The following is a 19,518-nucleotide window of genomic DNA, read 5'->3' as shown; positions in this document are numbered from 1 at the left end:
TTATATTCTATCCGCACCTGCTCAAATGTTTCGTCCAGGGGGATACCTAAACCAAGCTCAAATTCCTCTATGAGTCCTATATAATTTAGGGGCAACCTCAGAAACGAGGTAATCAGGGCAAAAATATGCGCCCAAACGTTGACCCTCAGAAAATAGAACGACTTATGCAAGCCTTGGGTAGAGAAGCTCAGGGTTCAGGGTGCATTTACTTTACAGGTGGTGCTAGTGCCCTACTGATTGGATGGCGTAGTTCCACGGTTGATGTTGATATTCGTCTAGACCCCGAACCCCCAGGTATTTTTCAAGCAATTGCCAAACTCAAACAGGAATTGGATATCAATATTGAATTGGCTTCCCCACAGGATTTCTTACCTGCTCTTCCAGGGTGGCGTGATAGAAGCGTATTCATTGGCAAACAAGGTAAAATCTCGTTTTATCATTATGACTTCACAGCCCAAGCTCTTTCTAAAATATCCAGAGGATTCGACCGTGACATTAATGATGTTCAAGCCATGTATGAAAAGAGATTATTTTCTTGTATAGAGTTACGTGATTGCTTTGAAGCCATTGCATCCGAATTAATCCGATTCCCTTCCCTCGATTCCGATGTGCTTAGAAGTAGGATCGGGAACTTCATCGAGGGTGTTGAAAGTAAACCTTTTGAGGGTCAGTCATGAATCTCAATCAGTTGCCAGGATCAGAAATAATCTTACCTGGAATAGACGATCTTCGCAATGGTAAGACAGATACAGTTGGATCGTTGTTAGTTGCGATCGCAGCAACCCGCTTAACCGAAGCAGGCTTAGATATACCAAAAGGGCATCTAGCCCCAGAGCCAGAACTAACCTTGTATGCTCGTCTTCTTTTAGAACGGGAAGATGCCTACCCTTATTATAATGCTTTGCTGAGTAGCCTCAATAGCTTTTGTAATGCACTTGAACTTAGTCATAAAAAATTAAACTACGATCGCTCTCTGAGTTAACAAAGATAATATTACAGCGATCGCGCTGGAGTGTGGCTTTGCAAATCAAAGTCATTTTGCCAAATGTTTTCGCAAACATACAGGGATGAATCCCAAAAAATTTTGTAAGAAATAGCAAGATTTTGCTCAAAATCGCCAGAAAATGTGCGATTTAATTTCAGAAATTCCTTAAAGTAATGCCAATAGAAGCAATTTAAAAATTTGCACACCTGGAGCAGGAGAGCGTTTTCATCTGCTCTCAGACGGCAAACTTGCCTACAAAGCTACTTATTCTGATGCACAGGGGATTTTAGAAAAAGTAGAAAAGTGAAATTAAAGGCGATCGCTTGACTTTTAAGACAGCAAAAATTATATTCTTACTCTATGCAGTGCGATCGCACTCTCCATTATTCTGCATTGCTGCGGCAAGTTTTTCTAGATTTTGACGAATAGAGACACTACGGTGATGATTTACACCCCAGACTTGCTCACAAATATCTAAAGCTTGCAAATAAAGCGGTTCTGCTTCATCGTAACGTCCAGTTTCACGATAAATTTCTGCCAAATTATTCAGACTTTCAGCAACATTGGGATGATTTTCTCCCAATAGGTGCTTATCAAGTTCTAAGGCTTTTATACATAAAGATTCTGCTTCATTGTAGCGTCCTTGCTCCCTGTACATATAACCAAGAGCATAGATAGTATCTGCTAAAAGTGGATGCGCCTTTTGCAATAGACGCTGCTTTAGTTCCAAGGATTCTAAAAACAAAGATTCCGCTTGATCGTAGCGTCCTTGAGCGCGGTATATCAATCCTAAATTGTGCAAATCTGTTGCAACGTCGGGATTCTCTTCTCCCAAAAATCGCTTATCTAATTCTATTGCTTGTTGCGATAACGGTTCAGCTTCACTGTAACGTCCTTGATGATAATAAAGTAGCGCTAAATTATTCAGTATAAAAGCGAAAGAAAGATGATTTTCGCCAACCAAACGTTTTTCAAGTTCTAATGATTGCAGATACAGAGGTTCTGCTTCGTCATAACGTCCTTGTTCATCATATAATAATGCCAAATTGTTCAGACTGACGGCAACATCCGCATGGTTTTCTCCCCACAGACGTTTCCTCAGTTCCAAAGCTTGTTGATATAGAAGTTCCGCTTTACTATATTGTCCGGTAGATTTGTAAAGTCCAGCCAAATTATTCAGGCTAGTAGCAAAAGAAGGATGATTGTCTCCTAGCAGGCGTTTCCTCAGTTCTAAAGCTTGTTTATATAAGGGTTCAGCTTCATTGTAGTGTCCTATTGCACGATATATTCCGGCTAAATTGTTGAGACTATTAGCTAAATCTATCTGCAAACCTAATTCATTTTGTAGCTCACTCGCCTGTCGCCAATATTTAATTGCTAATTCCTGTTCTTCTTGATAATTTTGAGATTCACCTCGATCTAATCTGCTGCGGTAAATATCGCCCAATCTTGAGTATAAAGTAGCCAATGTGGGGTCTTTAGTTCCCCGTTCCTGTTCTATTTTCTCGATTAGTTTTTGTAAATCTTGAATAGGCAAGAAAAAGGGGTTATTTTCATTAGTATCTGTGCTGGCTAATTCTGTATCTCGAAAAACAAAGCGTATAGGTTCTAATTCTTTACCAGGAATAGAATTTGTCTTTTGAGATTCAAACCGAAATACACCATTACGCCAACTCCAAAAATCAGGCGCTTTTTTAATCAGGTTAACTAAAATTTGGTTAGTTACCCAAAGCACGATCGCAAAAGGAAATTCGCGCAATCCTTCCCTTGTCCACTGTAAGTAACCAAAAAATTTCTCCTGTTCTGATTGCTCTTTTCCCAATCTAATAAAATAAAGTTGTTCAGCACCCGTAACAGTAATCACCGCCAGGTTTTGCTGACGAAGATATTCTTCTTGTTGTACCAGTTGGTTAAGAGCAGCTTTCAGGCTCGGTTCCTGACGTGCTAAAGTTACTCGATATGGACAGAAAGCTGATTGTAGTTCGGCTTCATATTGAGCAATAATCTCATCACGAAAGCTAGCATCATCGCAAACTGCAATTAGTAAATTTAATCCTCGTTTTTGAGCTTCAATGGAAACAATTAAATCATCATACGCATCTTGATTTTCTCCTTCATCATCTAATAATTCTTCATTTAACATTAATAGCTCCCTGTCTTTTCAAGCTTTCGATAATAATTGGATGAACATCATACCAAGTTTCATCAGTGCGATACTCTAGAACATATAGCCCATGTAGCAAATCTAAAAACTCCGCTTGTTTGGGATCATTGGGCATAAATTGTTCATAAACACTCTGTAAAATATCTATATCAACCTTTCCTAAACGGATAGAAAAATCATTGCGGATTTTATTAATTGCTTGAAGAAGAATTTTATCATCAATGATAACTTCGGCTGAGGGATTTCGCCGGATCGTTCGCAAACATATACGGCAACATTCCTTAGAGATCCGAATTAACTCTCGCAATACGCCACCACTGTAAATCACGATTTTTTCAGCAGTTTCTGCCGCGATTAATTCATTGGGAATCCGCTTTTGTAAAACTTCACCAAGAATCTTTGTTGCTTCCAGGCGAGGTTGGGCATTAAAAAAGCGATTTTTACCTTTATCAAAGATTTTTAAGACAGGCATTGCCACAACCTGATCGTTGGTTTCAGTGGCAATTATGGTGCTGATAAATGTTTCCCGAAGGACTGCGATGGGGATAGTGTAAATAATTTGGAAGTTAGGTTGACAAAGAGCCTTAATGTTATCTCGATAAATTTCGTTAACTCTGCCTAAGTCAAGTTTATCTAAATCATCAATAATTACTAAAACGTTTTGTTTAGTTGCAGCTTGAATTAGAGCAGCTATTTCATTAATTCTGGCAACTAAATCTGACAACTTGCGTTCAAATTCTTGCTTAATTTCATCCCGAACGCTAGCATCAGCTTTTAATTTAGAGCTAATCAACTTTAAGAGGTCAAAACCTATACTAGCTTCTGCTTGCAAATTTAATTCTTCAGTGCGAGTGCGGGTAGCGAACCACTTATAAAGAGCTTCCTTAGTAGATTGCGGAATATCAACTCTGCGTGCTTCTGCCTCTGTCATTAAATTAACTGCGATCGCAAACAGTATATTAATATGATTAACAGCCGACATTTCAATTTTGTCAGCAATAGAAAACAGAACTACAAAATATTTATCTTGAATTTGTCGGCTAAATTCAGCTAACAAAGTAGACTTACCACATCCCCGATGTCCTGTAAAGACAATTTTGCCATCTCCATTAGGACTATCTTCCACTAATTGGTTCAGGTCTGCAATCAAATCATCACCATATTCGACTCTAAATCTTTCCATTTCGTTCCGTTCCATCAACGGAAATAGTTCGAGATTGCTGTATGCTTCTTGAAAGGAGTTTAATAAGTCTTGAGACATCGGATAGTGCCGTAAACGTGCTAACTATTCATATAATGGCTCATGATTTTTGAAGCACAAGTTTAGGTAATGTCTAGGATAGAGTATGCCTACATAACTTGTCAAATTCCATTAATAAATAACTACTAGGTGAGTGGTATGTTATGTCTTAAAAAGAGATGCCCTAATTCCCAAATTTCAACCTATCAATGAGTAACAGAGGTCAATAATCAATAAGACTGAATGATAGATTATACATTCGATAATTTAAACTGAATGATAGATTATACAGATAGTATCCTGAAAGCTACTTAACACATAAATAAAATAAAATTTTCAGTTAGAAAAATAAATTTTTAGTGTGCTTCGTCTCATCCCTCTCTAGCCGATGCGATGGTAGCTGTTGTTACTATTGGTTAGTAGCCTGTCAAAGAATAATTGACAAATACATACTTTGTAGAGACGGCGATTTATCGCGTCTCTCTAACGTGTCAATTTTTTAGACGCGATAAATCGCGTCTCTACATGAGATAAAGCTCCCCGACTTCAAAACCAGCTTTTGCGACTTTAAAACCAGCTTTTGCGACTTTAAAACTAGCTTTTGTGACTTTAAAACTAGCTTTTGCGACTTTAAAACTAGCTTTTGTGACTTTAAAACTAGCTTTTGTGACTTCAAAACCTGCTTTTGTGACTTTAAAACTAGCTTTTGTGACTTCAAAAACTGCTTTTCTCAACAAATTTCAGCAAATATACCCGCATCTATCTAGTTGGCTAATGCCATCCAATGCTTTTATAATTCTGTAACTTCACTGTGGCTGCTGCATCTGCCTATTGCGTATTCTGATGATATATAAATAACTCAGTGTATAAGTCAGGGTTATTTATAAATTAATCCAAACAGGAAAACTATATGACGCAACGGAAACGAAACTCCATGTCACTAACCAAAGCTGAACGACGGATTGAAGGAATGCAGACAATTAACCCTCAGTTAGACTTTAGTAATGGGTTTTCAATTGCTACTTACAACACTAAAGTAATTGAATTACGAGAAAAGTTAGCCGCTTATAATCAAGCACAAACAATAGTAGATAAGACACACAATGCATTAATAGAAGCAGAACGTGAGTTGAATACTTATTCTGAGCAAATGCTGTTGAATGTTGCATCTCGCTATGGCAAAAATAGTGATGAATATGAAATGGCTGGTGGAACACGCAGGTCAGACCGTAAAAAAGCACGTCCAGTGGTAAACCAAACAGTGACATCTGTGAAGTGATTGTTTGGACTCGCCGTTTCATTGGGTGCGTTGACCTTTATGACAACGCACCACCACCACCCTATATTCTACCGCTTAACTTCTGAAGCGTCTCTAGAGACTTTTGACATCCCAAAATCGAATGCTGAGTGCGATCACAAATGGGCTAAAGGTATTGTCAAACCTCAAATTAGACTTAATCGTAGGTTGGGTTAAGGAACGAAACTCAACATCTACTTTAGTTTATTAGATTGCGCTTCACTCATTTCTGAACTTACATCTCAACAGAAATAAATTGACGGTATCCTTTATACCAATACTTTGGTATAAAAAGCGAAATTCAACCATCATAAAATTAACACAATGCAATATCGCCGAGCCACAATCGAAGGTGGCACTTACTTTTTTACACTCGTAACATATAAAAGACAAAGACTATTATGCTTACCTACTAACGTATCTTTATTAAGAAATATTTTTTGGTATGTAATGCAACAACACCCATTCATAATTGATGCCTTTGTTTTATTACCAGATCATCTGCACTGTATTTGGACATTACTACAGGGCGATCGCAATTTTTCTACTCGTTGGCGTTTGATCAAAAGTTATTTTAGTCGCCAGTGCATTACTTTATCACAGGAAAACTTATCTACCTCTAGGCAAAATAAAAAAGAGCGAGGTATTTGGCAGCGTCGTTTTTGGGAACACTTGATTAGAGACGAGGTAGATTTTAAAAATCACCTTGAATATATTCACTACAATCCTGTCAAACATGGTTTAGTGAAAGCTCCAAAAGATTGGGAATATTCCAGTTTTCACCGTTCTGTTCGTCAGGGTATGTATGATATTACGTGGGGGGCTGGGCAAGCAATTGTATTTGACTCTGATATCGCTAAAGAGTAGGTATCACCTAAATTGTAGGTTGGGTTAAACGAAGTGAAACCCAACATCAGCGTTAGGTAGATGGGTAATGTTGGGTTTCGTTCTTCAACCCAACCTACGAATTACTACGAATTACTGATATCGCTAAAGAGTAGGTATCACCTAAATTGTAGGTTGGGTTAAACGAAGTGAAACCCAACATCAGCGTTAGGTAGATGGGTAATGTTGGGTTTTGTTCCTCAACCCAACCTACTTGGGAGTTGGAATTTGAGGAGGTTTACTTATAGGTGTATTTGTGACTGACTTAGATGCTTGTGGAATTGTTTGCTGAGGTAAATCAGGAATTGCAGAACTATTTCGCAACCGAGCAATTTCTTCCAAGGCTTCTATAGCTTCCATATCTTGACCTGATGCAGCAGCTAGTACCCTAATCCAGAGTTGTTTTGCTAAATCAAAGTCTCTCTTACTCTGAGCGCGATAAGCATCATTTTTCAACGTAGCGATATCCGCTAAAGTTGCATATCGTGGCACAAGTATTAAGTGGGATTTATTCACAGGTTCAGCAATCACATAAGGCGTTTGCCTTGTATTCTTATGCTGGCGAACCAGTTCAGGCACACGAAATCTGAGATATTGCTCCAAGCGTTCAACAGTAGCGCATCGACCTTGAATTCCTAACCCTTCTAGTAACGCAGTGGTAAAAGCACCTTGTTGTAAAGCTTCAATTTCATAAGAAAACTCTTGGGGAATACAAGAAAAAAAGCTGATAACTCCTTGTTGCCGTGCTTCTTCTGCGGTCTGTCGCCCAATTCCTTCACCTATTTTTTTACCTTCATTGCGACAAGCATCCAGAATCAAGACAACGTTATCAGCACCGCAGCGACGCAGACGTTCAGTGATAAAGTTAATCGCAATTGCCGTGTTTTCAATATCCTCTGGATCGCCATCACAGGGCATGAGATAATCACGGTCAGCGTATCTTATCCCATGACCACTGAAGAAAAACCAGAAATTATCCCCTGCTCCCATAAAAGGATTGTCAAATAACTGTCGCAAGACTCGCAGCAAGTTAGTGCGAGTTGGGCGAGTCGATTTTCCAGCAAGTTCAGGGGAGTCATCCGAGAAGAAGAATATCCGCTCAAATCCGGCTTCATGGCTCAGAAACTCTTGCATTAACAGTGCATCCCGCTTGGCATAGTTTAGCGGTTGCAGATAATCATACTGGTTAATTCCGATCGCGATCGCCCAATTTTTTGCCATTTCACTCTGGTTCTTGGCGCTTGAACTTCAGCTTAATCGCTCCTTTACTCCCAGCTTTTACACCACTGCCAATTAATTTAACTTCCCCATCTGCACTAATTTCTACCGACAGTTCAATTTCATCTAGCTGCATCTTGGAGTTGACTTTTGCTTGCTGTTCAGCTTGACTAAACAAACTTCCCACGAGTTTGAGAAAGTGAGTCATATTTTGCTCTAATGTTTGAGCGCTAACCTTAACGGCATCTCCTACCCCTTTGCTACCAATACTTTCCCTGATAGTTTCCTCTCCCCAACCGCGTGTATTAGTACTCCCGCTTTTAGCACCGTCAGGAATCGATATTTGCGGCATTTCATCCGTCACAATCCAAATGTGATCGTCTTGGGGTGTTTCTGACATATTACATTAAATATTTACCTTAAATCTTCCCACAAATACAGATACAACGGTAGAGATAGCGATTCCGACTACAAAGAAATCTCACAGAACATCTTAGACACCGCACTCAAATTATCTCAGATTGGATGCGATGTCTACGACGGGCTTTGCCTACGCTTTCTCTAAGTAGTCCAATCAAAAATCTGAATATCTGTAATCCAGTATTAAGTACAATTATTTGATAACTTTCAGTGCGTTTACAACCCCATGAGCAAACCCGCCGATGTCAGCACCAAACGCTTAATCAGCCTTGCACCTGATAACTGGGTAAAATGGGTAACACCAAACCCCTAGATACAGACCGTTTACAAGAACAATTTGGTCGTCTCGGCAACACATCTTTCTGTTTGGGAACGCTAACCAATCACCTCAGCACTTCCCTTATGCTGCCTGTAAGTGAGTTGAACCGGATGCGGCGGGAAATTGTGGTGCAGTTGGAAGAATTGCGAAGTCAACCCAAACGCGGGGAATTACGTTCTAATGTCTCTTTCCAAGACCTACTCCCCTCCTCATCCCCCGGTTGGTGAGCGAAGTCGAACCACATCCCCCTGTTAGCGTAGCGGTAGCGAGTCCGCCAGCGTCATTACGGATTACGTAAAGCCTGCGGCATAGATCCGCTTAGAGCGTAGCGGGGCGAAGCCCATTACGAATTAATATCAGTTATGCATATACCCAAATTGTGCGATCGCCAAACATCATTTTCATTACTACTAACCATTGCCCTTACCACTTTACTAGTCCCGCCCTCGCTAGCGCAAACCAGCCCCATACCGTCACCTTCGAGTGCGCCTTTAGAACTAGACTTATTGACCAAGCCAAAAGACTATGTAATCACAGCTAACACCATAAACCCAGAACAATTAACCGTTCCGAGTTTATGGTGGGCACAACAAAACTCTGAGAAAAAGCTATTGGATAATTGGATAGCATATCCAGCTTATGGCAAGGAACCTGCACGAGTAGACTTGATAGTGAATCAGCAAATTTGGAGCTTACTAGAGTATATAGAGCGCTACGACTTCGTAAATCGCTTGGGTAGTGCTGCACGGAACTTTGGTTACAATGTCCGGGTATTTAATTATCAAAAAGAACCCTTAGCAACCTACACTTGCAACTTTAGTACAAGTCCAGCTTTATGCAGTATCCAAACAAATGTTAAGAACAAGATAGGGTTACAGCGTTCTTGGTAGAAAAAAGGGAGTGGGGAGATGAGGAAGAGGCAGAGGGGAAGGGTGCAGAGAAAGATGTAAATTTTGTATTCTCTCCCTTGCCCTCTGCTCCCCTGCTTCTTCTCCATGCCCAATTCCCAATTCCCAATCCCCAATTAAACCTTCATTTTGGCGAACAAAGACTCGTATTGTTTTATTGCAGATGGCGCTAAGGGAAGCAAAAATTCACTTTTATCGAAAACGTTGCGATCGCTCTGTAACAAACTCCTTAATGCTTCTTGGATGTCAAAAGTGGCAATATTTGTAGAAAGTGGCGAATTACTTTTAGTCAGCACCGAAATTTGTTTAGCTGTACTTGGTTGCCAACAAAAATCAATCCATTTATCTGATAAAGTACCCTTAGTAATACCTGCGGGACGTACCCACAAGTCCGCCCACATTGCTGTTCCTGACTGGGGGATAACTGCGCCAAGTTGCGGATAACGTCCCAGAACTTGCAGTACATCGCTTGACCAACCAACCGCTAGCCAGGTGTCTCCCATAATTAGAGGTTCTAAGTAGTTAGTGGAACTGTAGAACTTCACTTGTTGGTTTAATGTCTGTAATTCCTTTTCTAAGTCTGCTACTTGGTCAAGATTCTCTGTATTGTAAGATTTTCCTAGCTTTTTTAAGACCAGACCAATAACTTCTCGTGGTTGATTAAGTAGGGAAATGCGTTGCTGCATTCCATCTCGCCACAAATCACTCCAATCTTTGGGTGTCCAACCCAATTCTCGCAACTTGTCACGGTTATAAACAATCACCGTACTACCCCACCGATAAGGCGCACCCCACACCTTCCCTTGAGTATCCAAGTTACCTTGGTCGTCGCGTGTTACTAATTTTTTCCACTTTTCATCTAAAGCAGACCACTGCTTGAATTGGTTTCCCTGTAACTCTTGGAGTGGTTGAATCAGTTTCTGCTCAATAGCTGCTTTTAGCCAGTAATCTCCCAATGTCACGAGGTCTGCATCAGCCGTTTTTTGACCTTGCCTAAAGGGTATAAAACGACTCCATCCTTGCTCATTGGTGGTTTTTGGTTTTTGCTGCCAATTTTGTAATTGCTGAAATAAATCCTCTATCTGCTCGACTGGGGCGAACTTTAACTGTACCTGTTGCTGCAAACCTTTGTGGAACTGATTCACCACCTGACCAGGTATAGAACCTTTTAATAACTGTACTTTTAGTTGCGTCTGGTTGTTTCCACCACAGCCAAAAAGCAGTTGTGAAAGTGCCAGTGTGCTTGTACCTAGCAAAAAAGACCGTCGATCCATTGATTTTGGATTTAAGATTTTTGATTATACCTAATATTAAGCAGAGATTCACCAGAGCCTGACTAGTTGAAAAATTATTGGAGTTTTCTCTTGCTAATACCGATAATTTTGAATATTTGACTCAAATCAGGGAATTGTTCGGCAAATTAGTACTTAGAGATTACTTTTTCTCCATAAATTTCCTTAGTGGTAGTTGTAGTCAAACTTTACTTATATTTAAAAATAATGACTTAAATGTCATATTTGTACCAAAAATTATCAATACTTAAATAATTCATAAGTATTGTTAAGGTTGGGAGTAAATTGAATAACATATAGAAAACGTACGGATAAAGGTATTAAATGGAGCTATTACAGCAGCAGATCCTAACTTTAAGCGAAAAACTTGATGCCCTCTGCCAAGTGATTGAGCAACTTGATGCTAAAGTCACTCAAGCTTTCTCAGAGTGTTCTACAGCAAATACACAAGCAAAGGACAATTATCAGGAAAATGGCTCGGCTGGAGGCTATCAACTCAGACGTATCACTTTAAATCCAGAAATGGAACATAAGGATGTATTAACAGATGCTATTTATCTAGATATGCATCGTCAAAGTGGAGATAACATAACACCAGAAATTCAAATACAACGACTGACAGCGCAATTAACGGCAGCATACAATCGCATTGCTGCCTTGGAAGAACAATTACTTAGAGAAAGAATTCATTAAATTTAACCTGAGTTCAACGAATTAAAAAATTGCTGGAGGTAGAGAAGGCAAGCCTTTAGGTTCAAAGTCAAGTAATGGCTTTGTAACCATATTAAGTATAAGCAACTAATTCAGCTATCAAGTTGATAAAAAACTTAAACACACTATTACATATATTTACGTAATAGTGTGATATATCTATTTGTAAGCTTTTAGTGCATTGCTCACTATGAAACAAAAAAAACAACCCTAATACTGGTGTAATTAGGGTATTGTATGCTTCAAAAACCAAGATTTTCTTATTAATCTGCGTTGCAGTATTAGATGTGCCTTTTGGTAATTTTGAGAGTTCTTCAGAATGCTGCCGTTCCCAGCCTCCGTTTACCAGAAGGGCCTCCGGTAAAAACCTCCGAATGGTTGCGGGGAGCGATCGCACCTGCTTATAACTGTAAGTACTGGAATTAATGAAATGCAGTACTTAGCCGTTCAAGTTGGGCTTCAATGGCTGCCAAAAGTTGGTGTTGCTGCCAATCTTGGCTAAGATGGGCGGCTATGCAAGCGGCTCCAGCACCCATACCTTCTTTGACAAAGCCCTGCTCATAAGCTCTCAGTTGGGGATAACGAGAATCAGCAAAGTTCAGATGAGTTGCTAATAGAGGAGGGGTTTCTCCACTCGGAGTTAAGTTGTTTTTTCCTAAGTTCAGGGCTAAGTCAACTGTAGCGCCAGTAGGATCTTCAGCCACCCAACGGGTTGTGCCTACAACTACTGCTTCTGGTTGCCATGATAAGGCGTAAGCTTGAGCGATCGCACTCATCAGAGCATAAACCGCCAACATTTGCGTCCCTCCAGCCATCATTACACCACAATTACGGCTAGCAGCGATCGCCATTCCAGCTACCACCACCTGCATGGGATCGCCCACGGCGGCGACAAGTTGTAAGGGATCTACGGAATTTTGGATTTGAGATACTTCGACTTCGCTCAGTACAAGTTTTGGATTTTGGATTCGAGATTGGAAATTTATCTCATCCTGCTCCCTGCCCCTCATTATCTTCTCTAGCCCTGCTTGCACTAGTGCCCACTTTTGCCCGTGGTTACAAATAGGGTGGCTACTGTTAACTTTTCCAGCAGCATCTATACCCAAACCAGTTAAGATTGCCAGGGCAGTTGTAGTACCTCCGACGACGCACTCACCGAGAATCACATAACTCTGTTGCATATTGGTAGCAAGGCGCTCTCCCCAAAGTAGCCCTTGTTCAAACAAGTGGTGTACCGTTGTAATTTCCATAGCAGCACCTCCACTTAAACACTTAGCAGGAGCGCCACCCAAATCAATTACTGGCACAGCAGGAGACTGGGGTAAACCAGCATTAAACAAATGAACTGGTATCTTTAGCGACTCAAATACGGCGCGAGAAATTAGTACAGGCGAAGCCCCAGCCGCCAATGGTGGTAGGGGATATTGAGCTTTATGTTCTGGACCGTAGTACAAAAACTCGGCATCAGCACAAGCGGTATATTTCCGATCCTCTGGAGTCCGACCGGCTGCTGAAATCCCTGGAATTAAACCAGTTTCAGTAAATCCTAAAACACATACAAATACGGGCAGACAACCACGATACCGTCGTAGCCATTCTTCACCTTGTTCTTTTTGGGTATAAATACGAATTTGGGAATTGGGCATGGGGCACTTGTACTGAGCGAAGCCGAAGTATTGGGAATTGGGTATTGGTGATTAGTTAGGGCTCATCATTTAACCAATGACAAATGACAAATGACAAATGACAAATGACTATCCTTCATAATCCATGAGAACTTGTACCCAGCGTGGTGGACGGGGAATGGGATTGCCCAGGCGGTCAAAAAGAAACCATGCTGCGAGGTGTACCACAAAAAGGTAGATAAAGTTGTTGAGTACAATTAGAGCGATCGCTCCTACTTGAATCAAAAATACGCTGGGACTCGCCAACAAACTCAGCTTCAAAAATACCCACTCAATAAACTCAGTCACTTGAGTAATCACATAAATCCATAGGTCTTCACCTGACAAAACAGACAGCAACCACAGTCTAAAAAAGACCCCCAAAGTACCTAACAGCGTACCCAAGGTGATAGAAACAATCCAGGGAACACGACGACGATACCATGTCGCTCCCAACAGCACGCCCATAAACCCGTAGGGCATGACAAACAGCAAACTCCGGGCTGGCCCCATCAGTACCGTCAGCAGTAACCCAGAGGTGAGTGCTGCCATCCATGCCGCACGCTTGCCCCAACGGAGATAAACTAGAGCGATGGGAACCGGAAAAAATATCCGCAAAACTGGGCCCAAAGGAAAGTAGAAATTAATAAACCAAATTAAGCTAGCAGTACTGGCTAAAAATGCCGTTTCTACCATCCTTAAGGGCGCATCAGCCTTAAGTTGAGGAGGCATTAACTGCTGTTCTTTGTCTAACCAATGATTGTGGGGAGTTGAAGATTCAGGTGATGGTTCTTCCTCCGGTTCATCTGGCAGAGAATCTGAAATACTCATAAGTTCTTAAACGATCATTCTTTCCAAGGCTGACAAATCGGGAATACAAATAGTGTCTTGATCCCGTTTAATCAAGCCTTTTTTTTCTAGCCTTGTCAATACTCGTGTCACAGTTTCCCGTGCCAGTCCGCTCAAACTACTCAATTCTCGATGAGGTAAATTGGGGATTTCGGTTCCTGTTTGCCCTTTTTTTCCCTGTCCTTCTGCCAAAAATAGCAACGTATCTGCCACTCTTGACTGGCTATCAGATTCCCGCAACCGCAATCGGCGATTTACTTGCCGCAAACGCCGTGCCATTAATTGCGCCAATCGAACTCCAGCCAAGGGTTCTATCTGAAGTAACTTGACAAAATCCTGAGCAGGCATACTGCCAATTACCGTTGGGGCCAAGGTAATCACATCTGTGGAGCGAGGAACTTCATCTAGCGCCGCCATTTCACCAAACAATTCTCCTTTACCAAGAATATTCAGCGTTACCTCTTTCCCTTCCAGATTGTAGGTGCGGATTTTGACCCATCCGTCCATAATAAAATACACAGAACCACCCCAGTCATTTTCTAGCAGAATTACCTGATTGGCTGGGTGAGTGCGGGTAACAAGATGGATGAGGGCTGATTCCACAGCAGGTTCTGGCAACCCTTGAAAAAAGGGAGCGGAGGCGATCATCCAGGAATTAGCCTGTGCTTGCAAGCTATATCGGTCTTCCATTACGACATTTTTATTGAAGCTGCTATGTACACACAACAAACAAGAGCGCCATTTCTAGCCTTAGTCATCAAAGCACAGCTCCCTTTAAAAGAGAAAACTAAACTATGCTACATAAGAATGCGACAAAAACTTTTTTCTAAATAATTTTTACCTATAGCGGTTGTATTGCTCAAGGGCTAGCTGCACTGCAAACTTGATTAGATGAAGTGCCACACCAACCGCTAGGCGATATGGTCAGGGCTTCCCAATTAATCACGAATAGCTAAGAGAACATCGTAGTCCTATTGTCTTGCATTCCCTGCAAGGGCGGGAGTCATGATTCTCAAGACCCAAATAAATCTTTCTTTTGCGACATATACCTATTAGCTTGATTTTCGCTTACGGCATTGATGTCAAGATGTACTATTATACCAGAAAAAGAGTTTGTTTCCTCATGTCCATTTTCAAAAATTGGTAACTAATCATGCAAAACAAAGCTTCTTAAACAAACGCTGACTGAAGATTGCCACGACTCCCAGTAATCCATAACATAATGACAGTCACAAGTCCAAGCAGAAGCTTTTGCCACTCAAAACTTCTCCTATGGGAGCTTACTTCCCCGCAGGGGTACGGTGACTGTAAATTAATTGTCACATTAGTTGACATACGTTTTTAGGTAAGGTAACAAAAGTGACTTCCAGTGCAGATGAAATTCAAAAGCTGATCGCAGACATTGACAACTTACTTGCCAGTGGTGGCAAGGGCTTGTCTAGATTTCTGCCTGGTCAGGCGCAGGAACCTAAAGAAGTTTTAGAACGAATTCGCAACTTCTTGGTTAGGCTCCAACAAAAAGAAGCATTAGATAGGGATATCCCAAATAATTCTTCCGAAGAACCGCGTTCGCCCTTGGCGTTGGCGGAGCCATCGCCTTTATTAACAAAATTTCTCGATCGAGGCTATAACCAGCATCCCCTAACGCCGCTCGAATCCAATCAGGAACAGAGTCCTGTTGCAGCCGGACAATTAAAGAGTGAATTTTCGAGTTTGATACAGCCATTGCGATCGGAATTAGAAGGGCTATTGCAAGAGCGAGCCGCTCTCATCCAAGAAATTAGGCAACTAGAGCAAAAGCGATTGCAAAATTACTCCTTAGCGCAACAGTTGACAAACCAGGATCAAATGATTACCGAGTTTTTACAGGTACTCATGAATCGGCTGGTGCCAAATATAACGCCACTGTTAGCACCATCGGGGGAAAATTCCGCCATTTCTTCAGGAGCAACTAATCACGCAACCTCTGCAACTCAACCTTCATTAGAATCAGCAGACCGTGTGGAGCAGTTAACCCAGCTAGCCAGGGAGTTAGATCAACGCCTGTTATCACTAGATGGGACTGTGAATGTAGTCTTTGAGGCACTACAGCGCAATATTAATACTTATTACGAATCACTGTCGCAAGCACTGGCAAGAATGCATAGCAAGGGAATGCAAGGCGAACAGTTGATGGCCGGCTTTCTCAACAATTTGACCCAGAATTTACAGCAACAATCCCCTATTTCCCCGCCATCTTTGCTGAGTGTAGAATCTGATATATCACCATCATTGCCTGACCCAGTTGCGATCGCTGCTACAGTTCCATCTCAACCCTTAGAGCAAATCCTCCCAGAAACTTCATCTCCACTGACAATTAATTCTGAGCAACAGGATACTATCCTCACAGAGGATCTAGATACAGTGCTGTTGCAGCTTGGTATCGACTCGTCTCAATCTTCCGAAAACCCGACCGAATTACCGCAAGATATTTCTGCATTAGTTGGTGATGAAGTAGACCAACTTTACGCCAGCTTATTTGGTAACGGTGATGTTAATAACCCAAGTCTTGATGTAGCGACAAATGACTTATCTGCTTCTACAGCCTCCCAATCAACGTTGAAAATCGCTGAGAGTCCATCTGTCCTTCAAAACGTTGATTCTGCGGTTGTGACACCAGATACAGGTATTTCAGCCCAAGAGACTTTAGTTGAAACCACAGATTCATTATCAAAGCCACAGGAAGAACTATTTTTTGAAAAGGATACTGGTCTAGATTCGCCTCTAAGTTTTTCTACACCACAAATAGACACTCAGCCAGCTAGTTTTTTTGAAAAGGATACTGGTCTAGATTCGCCTTTGAGTTTTTCTACACCACAAACAGATATTTCCCCTACACCACTTGATACTCAGCCAGCTAATGTTGATACAATTAATAACCTAACCGAGCTATTAACTGATGCAGGCGGTGAGCAAGAATTGCTGGAAGTATCATTATTTGTGGATAATGGCACAACTACAGCACCAATTACTCCAGAAGTAGCAGAAATTGCTTTGGCAAAGCCTACGGAAGGTATCGCTCCACCGGAAATATCGATCAACGATGAGCAGCCAGACCCTTTTTTAGATAACTACATTCCTGCTTCGCCACAAGAAAACTTGCTTTCTGTTGAGTCAAACCAGGCTCCAGTTGTATCTGATATTTCTTTAGATGAAGAACAGTTGCAGCAATTGGATCGGGATTTGGCTAATTTTGATCAGCAGCTAAATTCTGATTCACAGCCAGCCACCAATTTGGATATTTTCTCGGAAACAATTGATAAAACTCAAGACACAATCCCTACAACTTACCCTGAGCCGCAAACAGAAAATACCTCAACTGCGGCTTTATCAAGTTTGGCAGTTCCCCAGGTAGAAACTGAAGAAAAAAAGGAAGTCACAACTCCTATTCAAGACAGTTCTTTACCTGCAATTTTCAACTCCATCAACAATCCAGAAGTTTCGCTCAATCTTCTAGAACCAGTTTGGTATTTAGGAATTGATTTAGGGACAACAGGAATTTCTGCCGCATTATTAAATCGCTCGACTTTTGTTGTCCATCCTATCTACTGGTCAGCAGAAAATCAGCCGGGAACAAGTTCCTTCCAGGAATCATTTCGTTTACCAACAGAGGTTTACCTTCCCATAGCTTCTATACCCCAGGGTGAAAGTGAAAGTATAGAAGTCCATGAGCAGACAGCACCGGCGGCTGTTGCCCAAGATAAAGCACCCGATCGCTCGGCAACTCCTGCAACACCTAAATCAACAGCAGATTCGACAACAAATAACCTCTACTCGGCACAGTTAAAACCCTATTTACAAGTAGCCATTCCCTATAAGAGTGAACGGCAAAAATGGGAACCTGTTTTGCAATTAAATGAATTTTCGGCAGGGCCTTTAATTTGGGTTGTGCGATCGCTCTCTAAGCTACTATTAACCCTAAAATCTGAAAAAACTTGCACTACCCCTAGTTTAATGGCTGCTGCTGTTGGGATCAGCGAACAAGATTTTCCGCAGATTATCAATAATATTGCTGGTGTGATTTGCACCTGTCCATCTAGCTGGTCGGAACAATACCGCTTTAACGTGCGGGAAGCTTTACTGACTAGCAAACTCATTCAACATCCGCAGCAAGTCTTTTTTCTAGAAGAAGCGATCGCTAGTTTACTCCCAGAACTCAATGCTGCTAACGGTGAGCAAATAAAATTAAGCCAACGTCAAGGTTCTCATCCGGCAAAAACCAGCGAACATCCCATTGTTGGTAACACTCTGGTAATTAACATTGGGACAACTGCCACAGAAATGTTGCTGGTCGATGTCCCAGAAAGCTTGCTGCAATTGACATACAATGATTTTATGCTCCATAGTTTTGCTTATGCTGGCAAGGGAATTGAACAAGATATTATTTGTCAACTCCTATTACCACCTAAATCTCGGCAATCACGCAGAGAAACACCAAGCGATGCCTGCGGCGGGCTACGCCTACCCAAAACCACCAGCAGTAATCCCTGGCAATGGCAACCGTCAATTCCCGGTTTAGACCAAATGCGTTGGCAAAGCTTAGGTTTGGAAGAATTAGAACTACCTAGAGTCGGAGAACCAGATATTACCGCACGGATTCGTCTTCAGCAGCGTCTAGAAAGCTCTTTACTAGGACAGGCGGTATTAGATGCCGCACTAGCTCTGAAGCTGATTTTGCAGCACCAAGAATCTTTTACCCTAGAATTAGCCGATCAGCAGTGGATTTTGCAGCGACGAGACTTAGAAAGCCAGGTATTTATCCCCTTTGTGCGTCGCCTAAACCGAGAACTCAACAAATTATTGGTAGCTCGTGGTATCCCCACAGAATCCATTAATCAAGCAATCCTGACTGGTGGTGTGGCTTGTGTTGGGACAGTAAATCGTTGGTTAAGGCAGAAACTCCCCAGCACCAAGATTATTCAAGATTTATATCTCGGCGAAAATGGCGCTCCTAATTGCAGTCGGGTTGCTTATGGTTTGGCGATGCTGCCTTTACATCCCCAAATATTAGATATACCAAGGCAACAGTACACCGATTATTTCTTATTTACCGAATTGCTGCGGCTGCTACCAGATCGGCCCTTATCTTTCGGTGAAGTTATCCAGCTATTTGAGAGTCGCGGGATCAATACTCGTATTTGTCAGCAACGCCTGCTAGCTTTTTTAGAAGGTGAACTGCCTTCAGGATTGATCCCTTCAGTTATAGATTCAACTTGGCTAACCCATAGTTCACAAGAAAATCCTGACTATCAGGCGATCGCCACAGCACCACTTTTTGAAAAACAAGGGAGCCTCACCTATCGTCCCAATTCCCAACAACTGTTGTATTTGCGTCGCTATCTAGATGCTATCAAGGTTAGTAACCAGCAATCATTAGAGGAACCATATACAGTGAATTTCGCCTTAGAGGTTCATTCTTGAGACAAGTACATTCCCCTAGAAATAAGGATACTATTCAAAATTCAAAATGCTTATAACTATTAAATCTGAGCTTGCTCCAGAACAAAGGAATTTTGTCTCAAGCCTG

18 protein-coding genes and 1 pseudogene are annotated in these 19,518 nt (G+C 41.5%); 10 read left to right on the top strand and 9 right to left on the bottom strand.

Going from position 1 to position 19,518, the window contains the following annotated elements; all coding sequences use genetic code 11:
* Positions 1–125: 125 nt before the first annotated feature.
* From HWQ36_RS06725 to HWQ36_RS06715, 3 genes are read left to right on the top strand one after another with little or no spacing between them, the layout of a single operon-like run.
* Positions 126–677: a DUF6036 family nucleotidyltransferase gene (locus HWQ36_RS06725; protein ID WP_292699478.1), complete on the top strand. Its 552-nt coding sequence runs from the start codon at positions 126–128 to the stop codon at positions 675–677.
* Positions 674–982, top strand: a complete 309-nt coding sequence (locus tag HWQ36_RS06720; RefSeq protein ID WP_292699475.1) for a hypothetical protein — start codon at positions 674–676, stop codon at positions 980–982. Before HWQ36_RS06725 ends, HWQ36_RS06720 begins: the two co-directional genes overlap by 4 nt.
* 10 nt (positions 983–992) lie before the next feature.
* Positions 993–1,097, top strand: coding sequence for a helix-turn-helix domain-containing protein (locus tag HWQ36_RS06715; RefSeq protein ID WP_292699548.1), 105 nt, complete (start codon positions 993–995; stop codon positions 1,095–1,097).
* A 246-nt stretch (positions 1,098–1,343) separates the two neighbouring features.
* Here the strand turns inward: HWQ36_RS06715 and HWQ36_RS06710 are convergent, their stop codons facing one another.
* The 3 genes from HWQ36_RS06710 to HWQ36_RS06700 all read right to left on the bottom strand — a co-directional run bounded on the left by HWQ36_RS06710 (position 1,344) and on the right by HWQ36_RS06700 (position 5,123).
* Positions 1,344–3,128, bottom strand: coding sequence for a tetratricopeptide repeat protein (locus HWQ36_RS06710; RefSeq protein ID WP_292699472.1), 1,785 nt, complete (start codon positions 3,126–3,128; stop codon positions 1,344–1,346).
* Entirely contained in the window at positions 3,118–4,410 is a 1,293-nt protein-coding gene (locus HWQ36_RS06705) for an ATP-binding protein (protein ID WP_292699469.1), read from the bottom strand. The genes HWQ36_RS06710 and HWQ36_RS06705 overlap by 11 nt, the downstream gene beginning before the upstream one ends.
* 500 nt (positions 4,411–4,910) lie before the next feature.
* Positions 4,911–5,123: a hypothetical protein gene (locus HWQ36_RS06700; protein ID WP_292699467.1), complete on the bottom strand. Its 213-nt coding sequence runs from the start codon at positions 5,121–5,123 to the stop codon at positions 4,911–4,913.
* A 176-nt stretch (positions 5,124–5,299) separates the two neighbouring features.
* Between HWQ36_RS06700 and HWQ36_RS06695 the strand changes: the two genes are divergently transcribed.
* Together HWQ36_RS06695 and HWQ36_RS06690 are read left to right on the top strand one after the other, a co-directional pair.
* Positions 5,300–5,668 (top strand): hypothetical protein, encoded by a 369-nt coding sequence (locus HWQ36_RS06695; protein ID WP_292699465.1) that lies wholly within the window; start codon positions 5,300–5,302, stop codon positions 5,666–5,668.
* Positions 5,669–6,010: 342 nt separating this feature from the next.
* Positions 6,011–6,553, top strand: coding sequence for a transposase (locus HWQ36_RS06690; protein ID WP_292699463.1), 543 nt, complete (start codon positions 6,011–6,013; stop codon positions 6,551–6,553).
* A 228-nt stretch (positions 6,554–6,781) separates the two neighbouring features.
* On the opposite strand, the gene HWQ36_RS06685 is transcribed toward HWQ36_RS06690, so the two are convergent.
* Positions 6,782–7,792 (bottom strand): caspase family protein, encoded by a 1,011-nt coding sequence (locus tag HWQ36_RS06685; protein ID WP_292699462.1) that lies wholly within the window; start codon positions 7,790–7,792, stop codon positions 6,782–6,784.
* 1 nt (position 7,793) lies between these two features.
* Positions 7,794–8,189, bottom strand: coding sequence for a hypothetical protein (locus HWQ36_RS06680; protein WP_292699460.1), 396 nt, complete (start codon positions 8,187–8,189; stop codon positions 7,794–7,796).
* A gap of 317 nt (positions 8,190–8,506) precedes the next feature.
* On the opposite strand from HWQ36_RS06680, the pseudogene HWQ36_RS06675 reads away from it, so the two are divergent.
* Both HWQ36_RS06675 and HWQ36_RS06670 read left to right on the top strand, forming a co-directional pair.
* Positions 8,507–8,743: pseudogene (locus HWQ36_RS06675) on the top strand (DUF3656 domain-containing protein); the annotation flags it as partial.
* Positions 8,744–8,890: 147 nt separating this feature from the next.
* Positions 8,891–9,418 carry a hypothetical protein gene (locus HWQ36_RS06670; RefSeq protein ID WP_292699456.1) on the top strand — a complete coding sequence of 176 codons (528 nt, stop codon included), beginning with the start codon at positions 8,891–8,893 and terminating at the stop codon, positions 9,416–9,418.
* 134 nt (positions 9,419–9,552) lie between these two features.
* Here HWQ36_RS06670 and HWQ36_RS06665 read toward each other — a convergent pair whose 3' ends face one another.
* On the bottom strand, positions 9,553–10,710 hold the full coding sequence (locus HWQ36_RS06665) for an extracellular solute-binding protein (protein WP_292699453.1): 1,158 nt from the start codon (positions 10,708–10,710) through the stop codon (positions 9,553–9,555).
* A gap of 342 nt (positions 10,711–11,052) precedes the next feature.
* Between HWQ36_RS06665 and HWQ36_RS06660 the strand changes: the two genes are divergently transcribed.
* Entirely contained in the window at positions 11,053–11,421 is a 369-nt protein-coding gene (locus HWQ36_RS06660; protein ID WP_292699450.1) for a hypothetical protein, read from the top strand.
* Positions 11,422–11,742: 321 nt separating this feature from the next.
* Positions 11,743–11,865 carry a hypothetical protein gene (locus HWQ36_RS06655; RefSeq protein WP_292699448.1) on the top strand — a complete coding sequence of 41 codons (123 nt, stop codon included), beginning with the start codon at positions 11,743–11,745 and terminating at the stop codon, positions 11,863–11,865.
* On the opposite strand, the gene cobT is transcribed toward HWQ36_RS06655, so the two are convergent.
* The 3 genes from cobT to HWQ36_RS06640 all read right to left on the bottom strand — a co-directional run bounded on the left by cobT (position 11,862) and on the right by HWQ36_RS06640 (position 14,642).
* Positions 11,862–13,085, bottom strand: a complete 1,224-nt coding sequence (cobT, locus tag HWQ36_RS06650; RefSeq protein WP_292699445.1) for a nicotinate mononucleotide-dependent phosphoribosyltransferase CobT — start codon at positions 13,083–13,085, stop codon at positions 11,862–11,864. The two genes, HWQ36_RS06655 and cobT, sit on opposite strands and share 4 nt — an antisense overlap.
* 108 nt (positions 13,086–13,193) lie before the next feature.
* Complete coding sequence (locus HWQ36_RS06645) at positions 13,194–13,934, bottom strand: DUF2232 domain-containing protein (protein ID WP_292699441.1); 741 nt, start codon at positions 13,932–13,934, stop codon at positions 13,194–13,196.
* 6 nt (positions 13,935–13,940) lie between these two features.
* On the bottom strand, positions 13,941–14,642 hold the full coding sequence (locus HWQ36_RS06640; protein ID WP_292699438.1) for a Crp/Fnr family transcriptional regulator: 702 nt from the start codon (positions 14,640–14,642) through the stop codon (positions 13,941–13,943).
* Positions 14,643–15,311: 669 nt separating this feature from the next.
* Between HWQ36_RS06640 and HWQ36_RS06635 the strand changes: the two genes are divergently transcribed.
* On the top strand, positions 15,312–19,412 hold the full coding sequence (locus HWQ36_RS06635; RefSeq protein WP_292699436.1) for a hypothetical protein: 4,101 nt from the start codon (positions 15,312–15,314) through the stop codon (positions 19,410–19,412).
* Positions 19,413–19,518: the final 106 nt, after the last annotated feature.

This window comes from Nostoc sp. NMS2 (assembly GCF_017115105.1).
Classification (GTDB): domain Bacteria; phylum Cyanobacteriota; class Cyanobacteriia; order Cyanobacteriales; family Nostocaceae; genus Nostoc.
This window is presented reverse-complemented; position numbering and strand designations above follow the sequence as displayed.

Excerpts from the sequence above, each read along its gene's own strand:
- HWQ36_RS06705 (WP_292699469.1), bottom strand. The coding sequence starts at position 4,410 with ATGTCTCAAGACTTATTAAACTCCTTTCAAGAAGCATACAGCAATCTC.
- HWQ36_RS06640 (WP_292699438.1), bottom strand. The coding sequence starts at position 14,642 with ATGGAAGACCGATATAGCTTGCAAGCACAGGCTAATTCCTGGATGATC.
- HWQ36_RS06645 (WP_292699441.1), bottom strand. The coding sequence starts at position 13,934 with ATGAGTATTTCAGATTCTCTGCCAGATGAACCGGAGGAAGAACCATCA.
- cobT (WP_292699445.1), bottom strand. The coding sequence starts at position 13,085 with ATGCCCAATTCCCAAATTCGTATTTATACCCAAAAAGAACAAGGTGAA.
- HWQ36_RS06710 (WP_292699472.1), bottom strand. The coding sequence starts at position 3,128 with ATGTTAAATGAAGAATTATTAGATGATGAAGGAGAAAATCAAGATGCG.
- HWQ36_RS06725 (WP_292699478.1), top strand. The coding sequence starts at position 126 with ATGCGCCCAAACGTTGACCCTCAGAAAATAGAACGACTTATGCAAGCC.
- HWQ36_RS06670 (WP_292699456.1), top strand. The coding sequence starts at position 8,891 with ATGCATATACCCAAATTGTGCGATCGCCAAACATCATTTTCATTACTA.
- HWQ36_RS06695 (WP_292699465.1), top strand. The coding sequence starts at position 5,300 with ATGACGCAACGGAAACGAAACTCCATGTCACTAACCAAAGCTGAACGA.
- HWQ36_RS06680 (WP_292699460.1), bottom strand. The coding sequence starts at position 8,189 with ATGTCAGAAACACCCCAAGACGATCACATTTGGATTGTGACGGATGAA.
- HWQ36_RS06660 (WP_292699450.1), top strand. The coding sequence starts at position 11,053 with ATGGAGCTATTACAGCAGCAGATCCTAACTTTAAGCGAAAAACTTGAT.
- HWQ36_RS06690 (WP_292699463.1), top strand. The coding sequence starts at position 6,011 with ATGCAATATCGCCGAGCCACAATCGAAGGTGGCACTTACTTTTTTACA.
- HWQ36_RS06685 (WP_292699462.1), bottom strand. The coding sequence starts at position 7,792 with ATGGCAAAAAATTGGGCGATCGCGATCGGAATTAACCAGTATGATTAT.
- HWQ36_RS06665 (WP_292699453.1), bottom strand. The coding sequence starts at position 10,710 with ATGGATCGACGGTCTTTTTTGCTAGGTACAAGCACACTGGCACTTTCA.
- HWQ36_RS06720 (WP_292699475.1), top strand. The coding sequence starts at position 674 with ATGAATCTCAATCAGTTGCCAGGATCAGAAATAATCTTACCTGGAATA.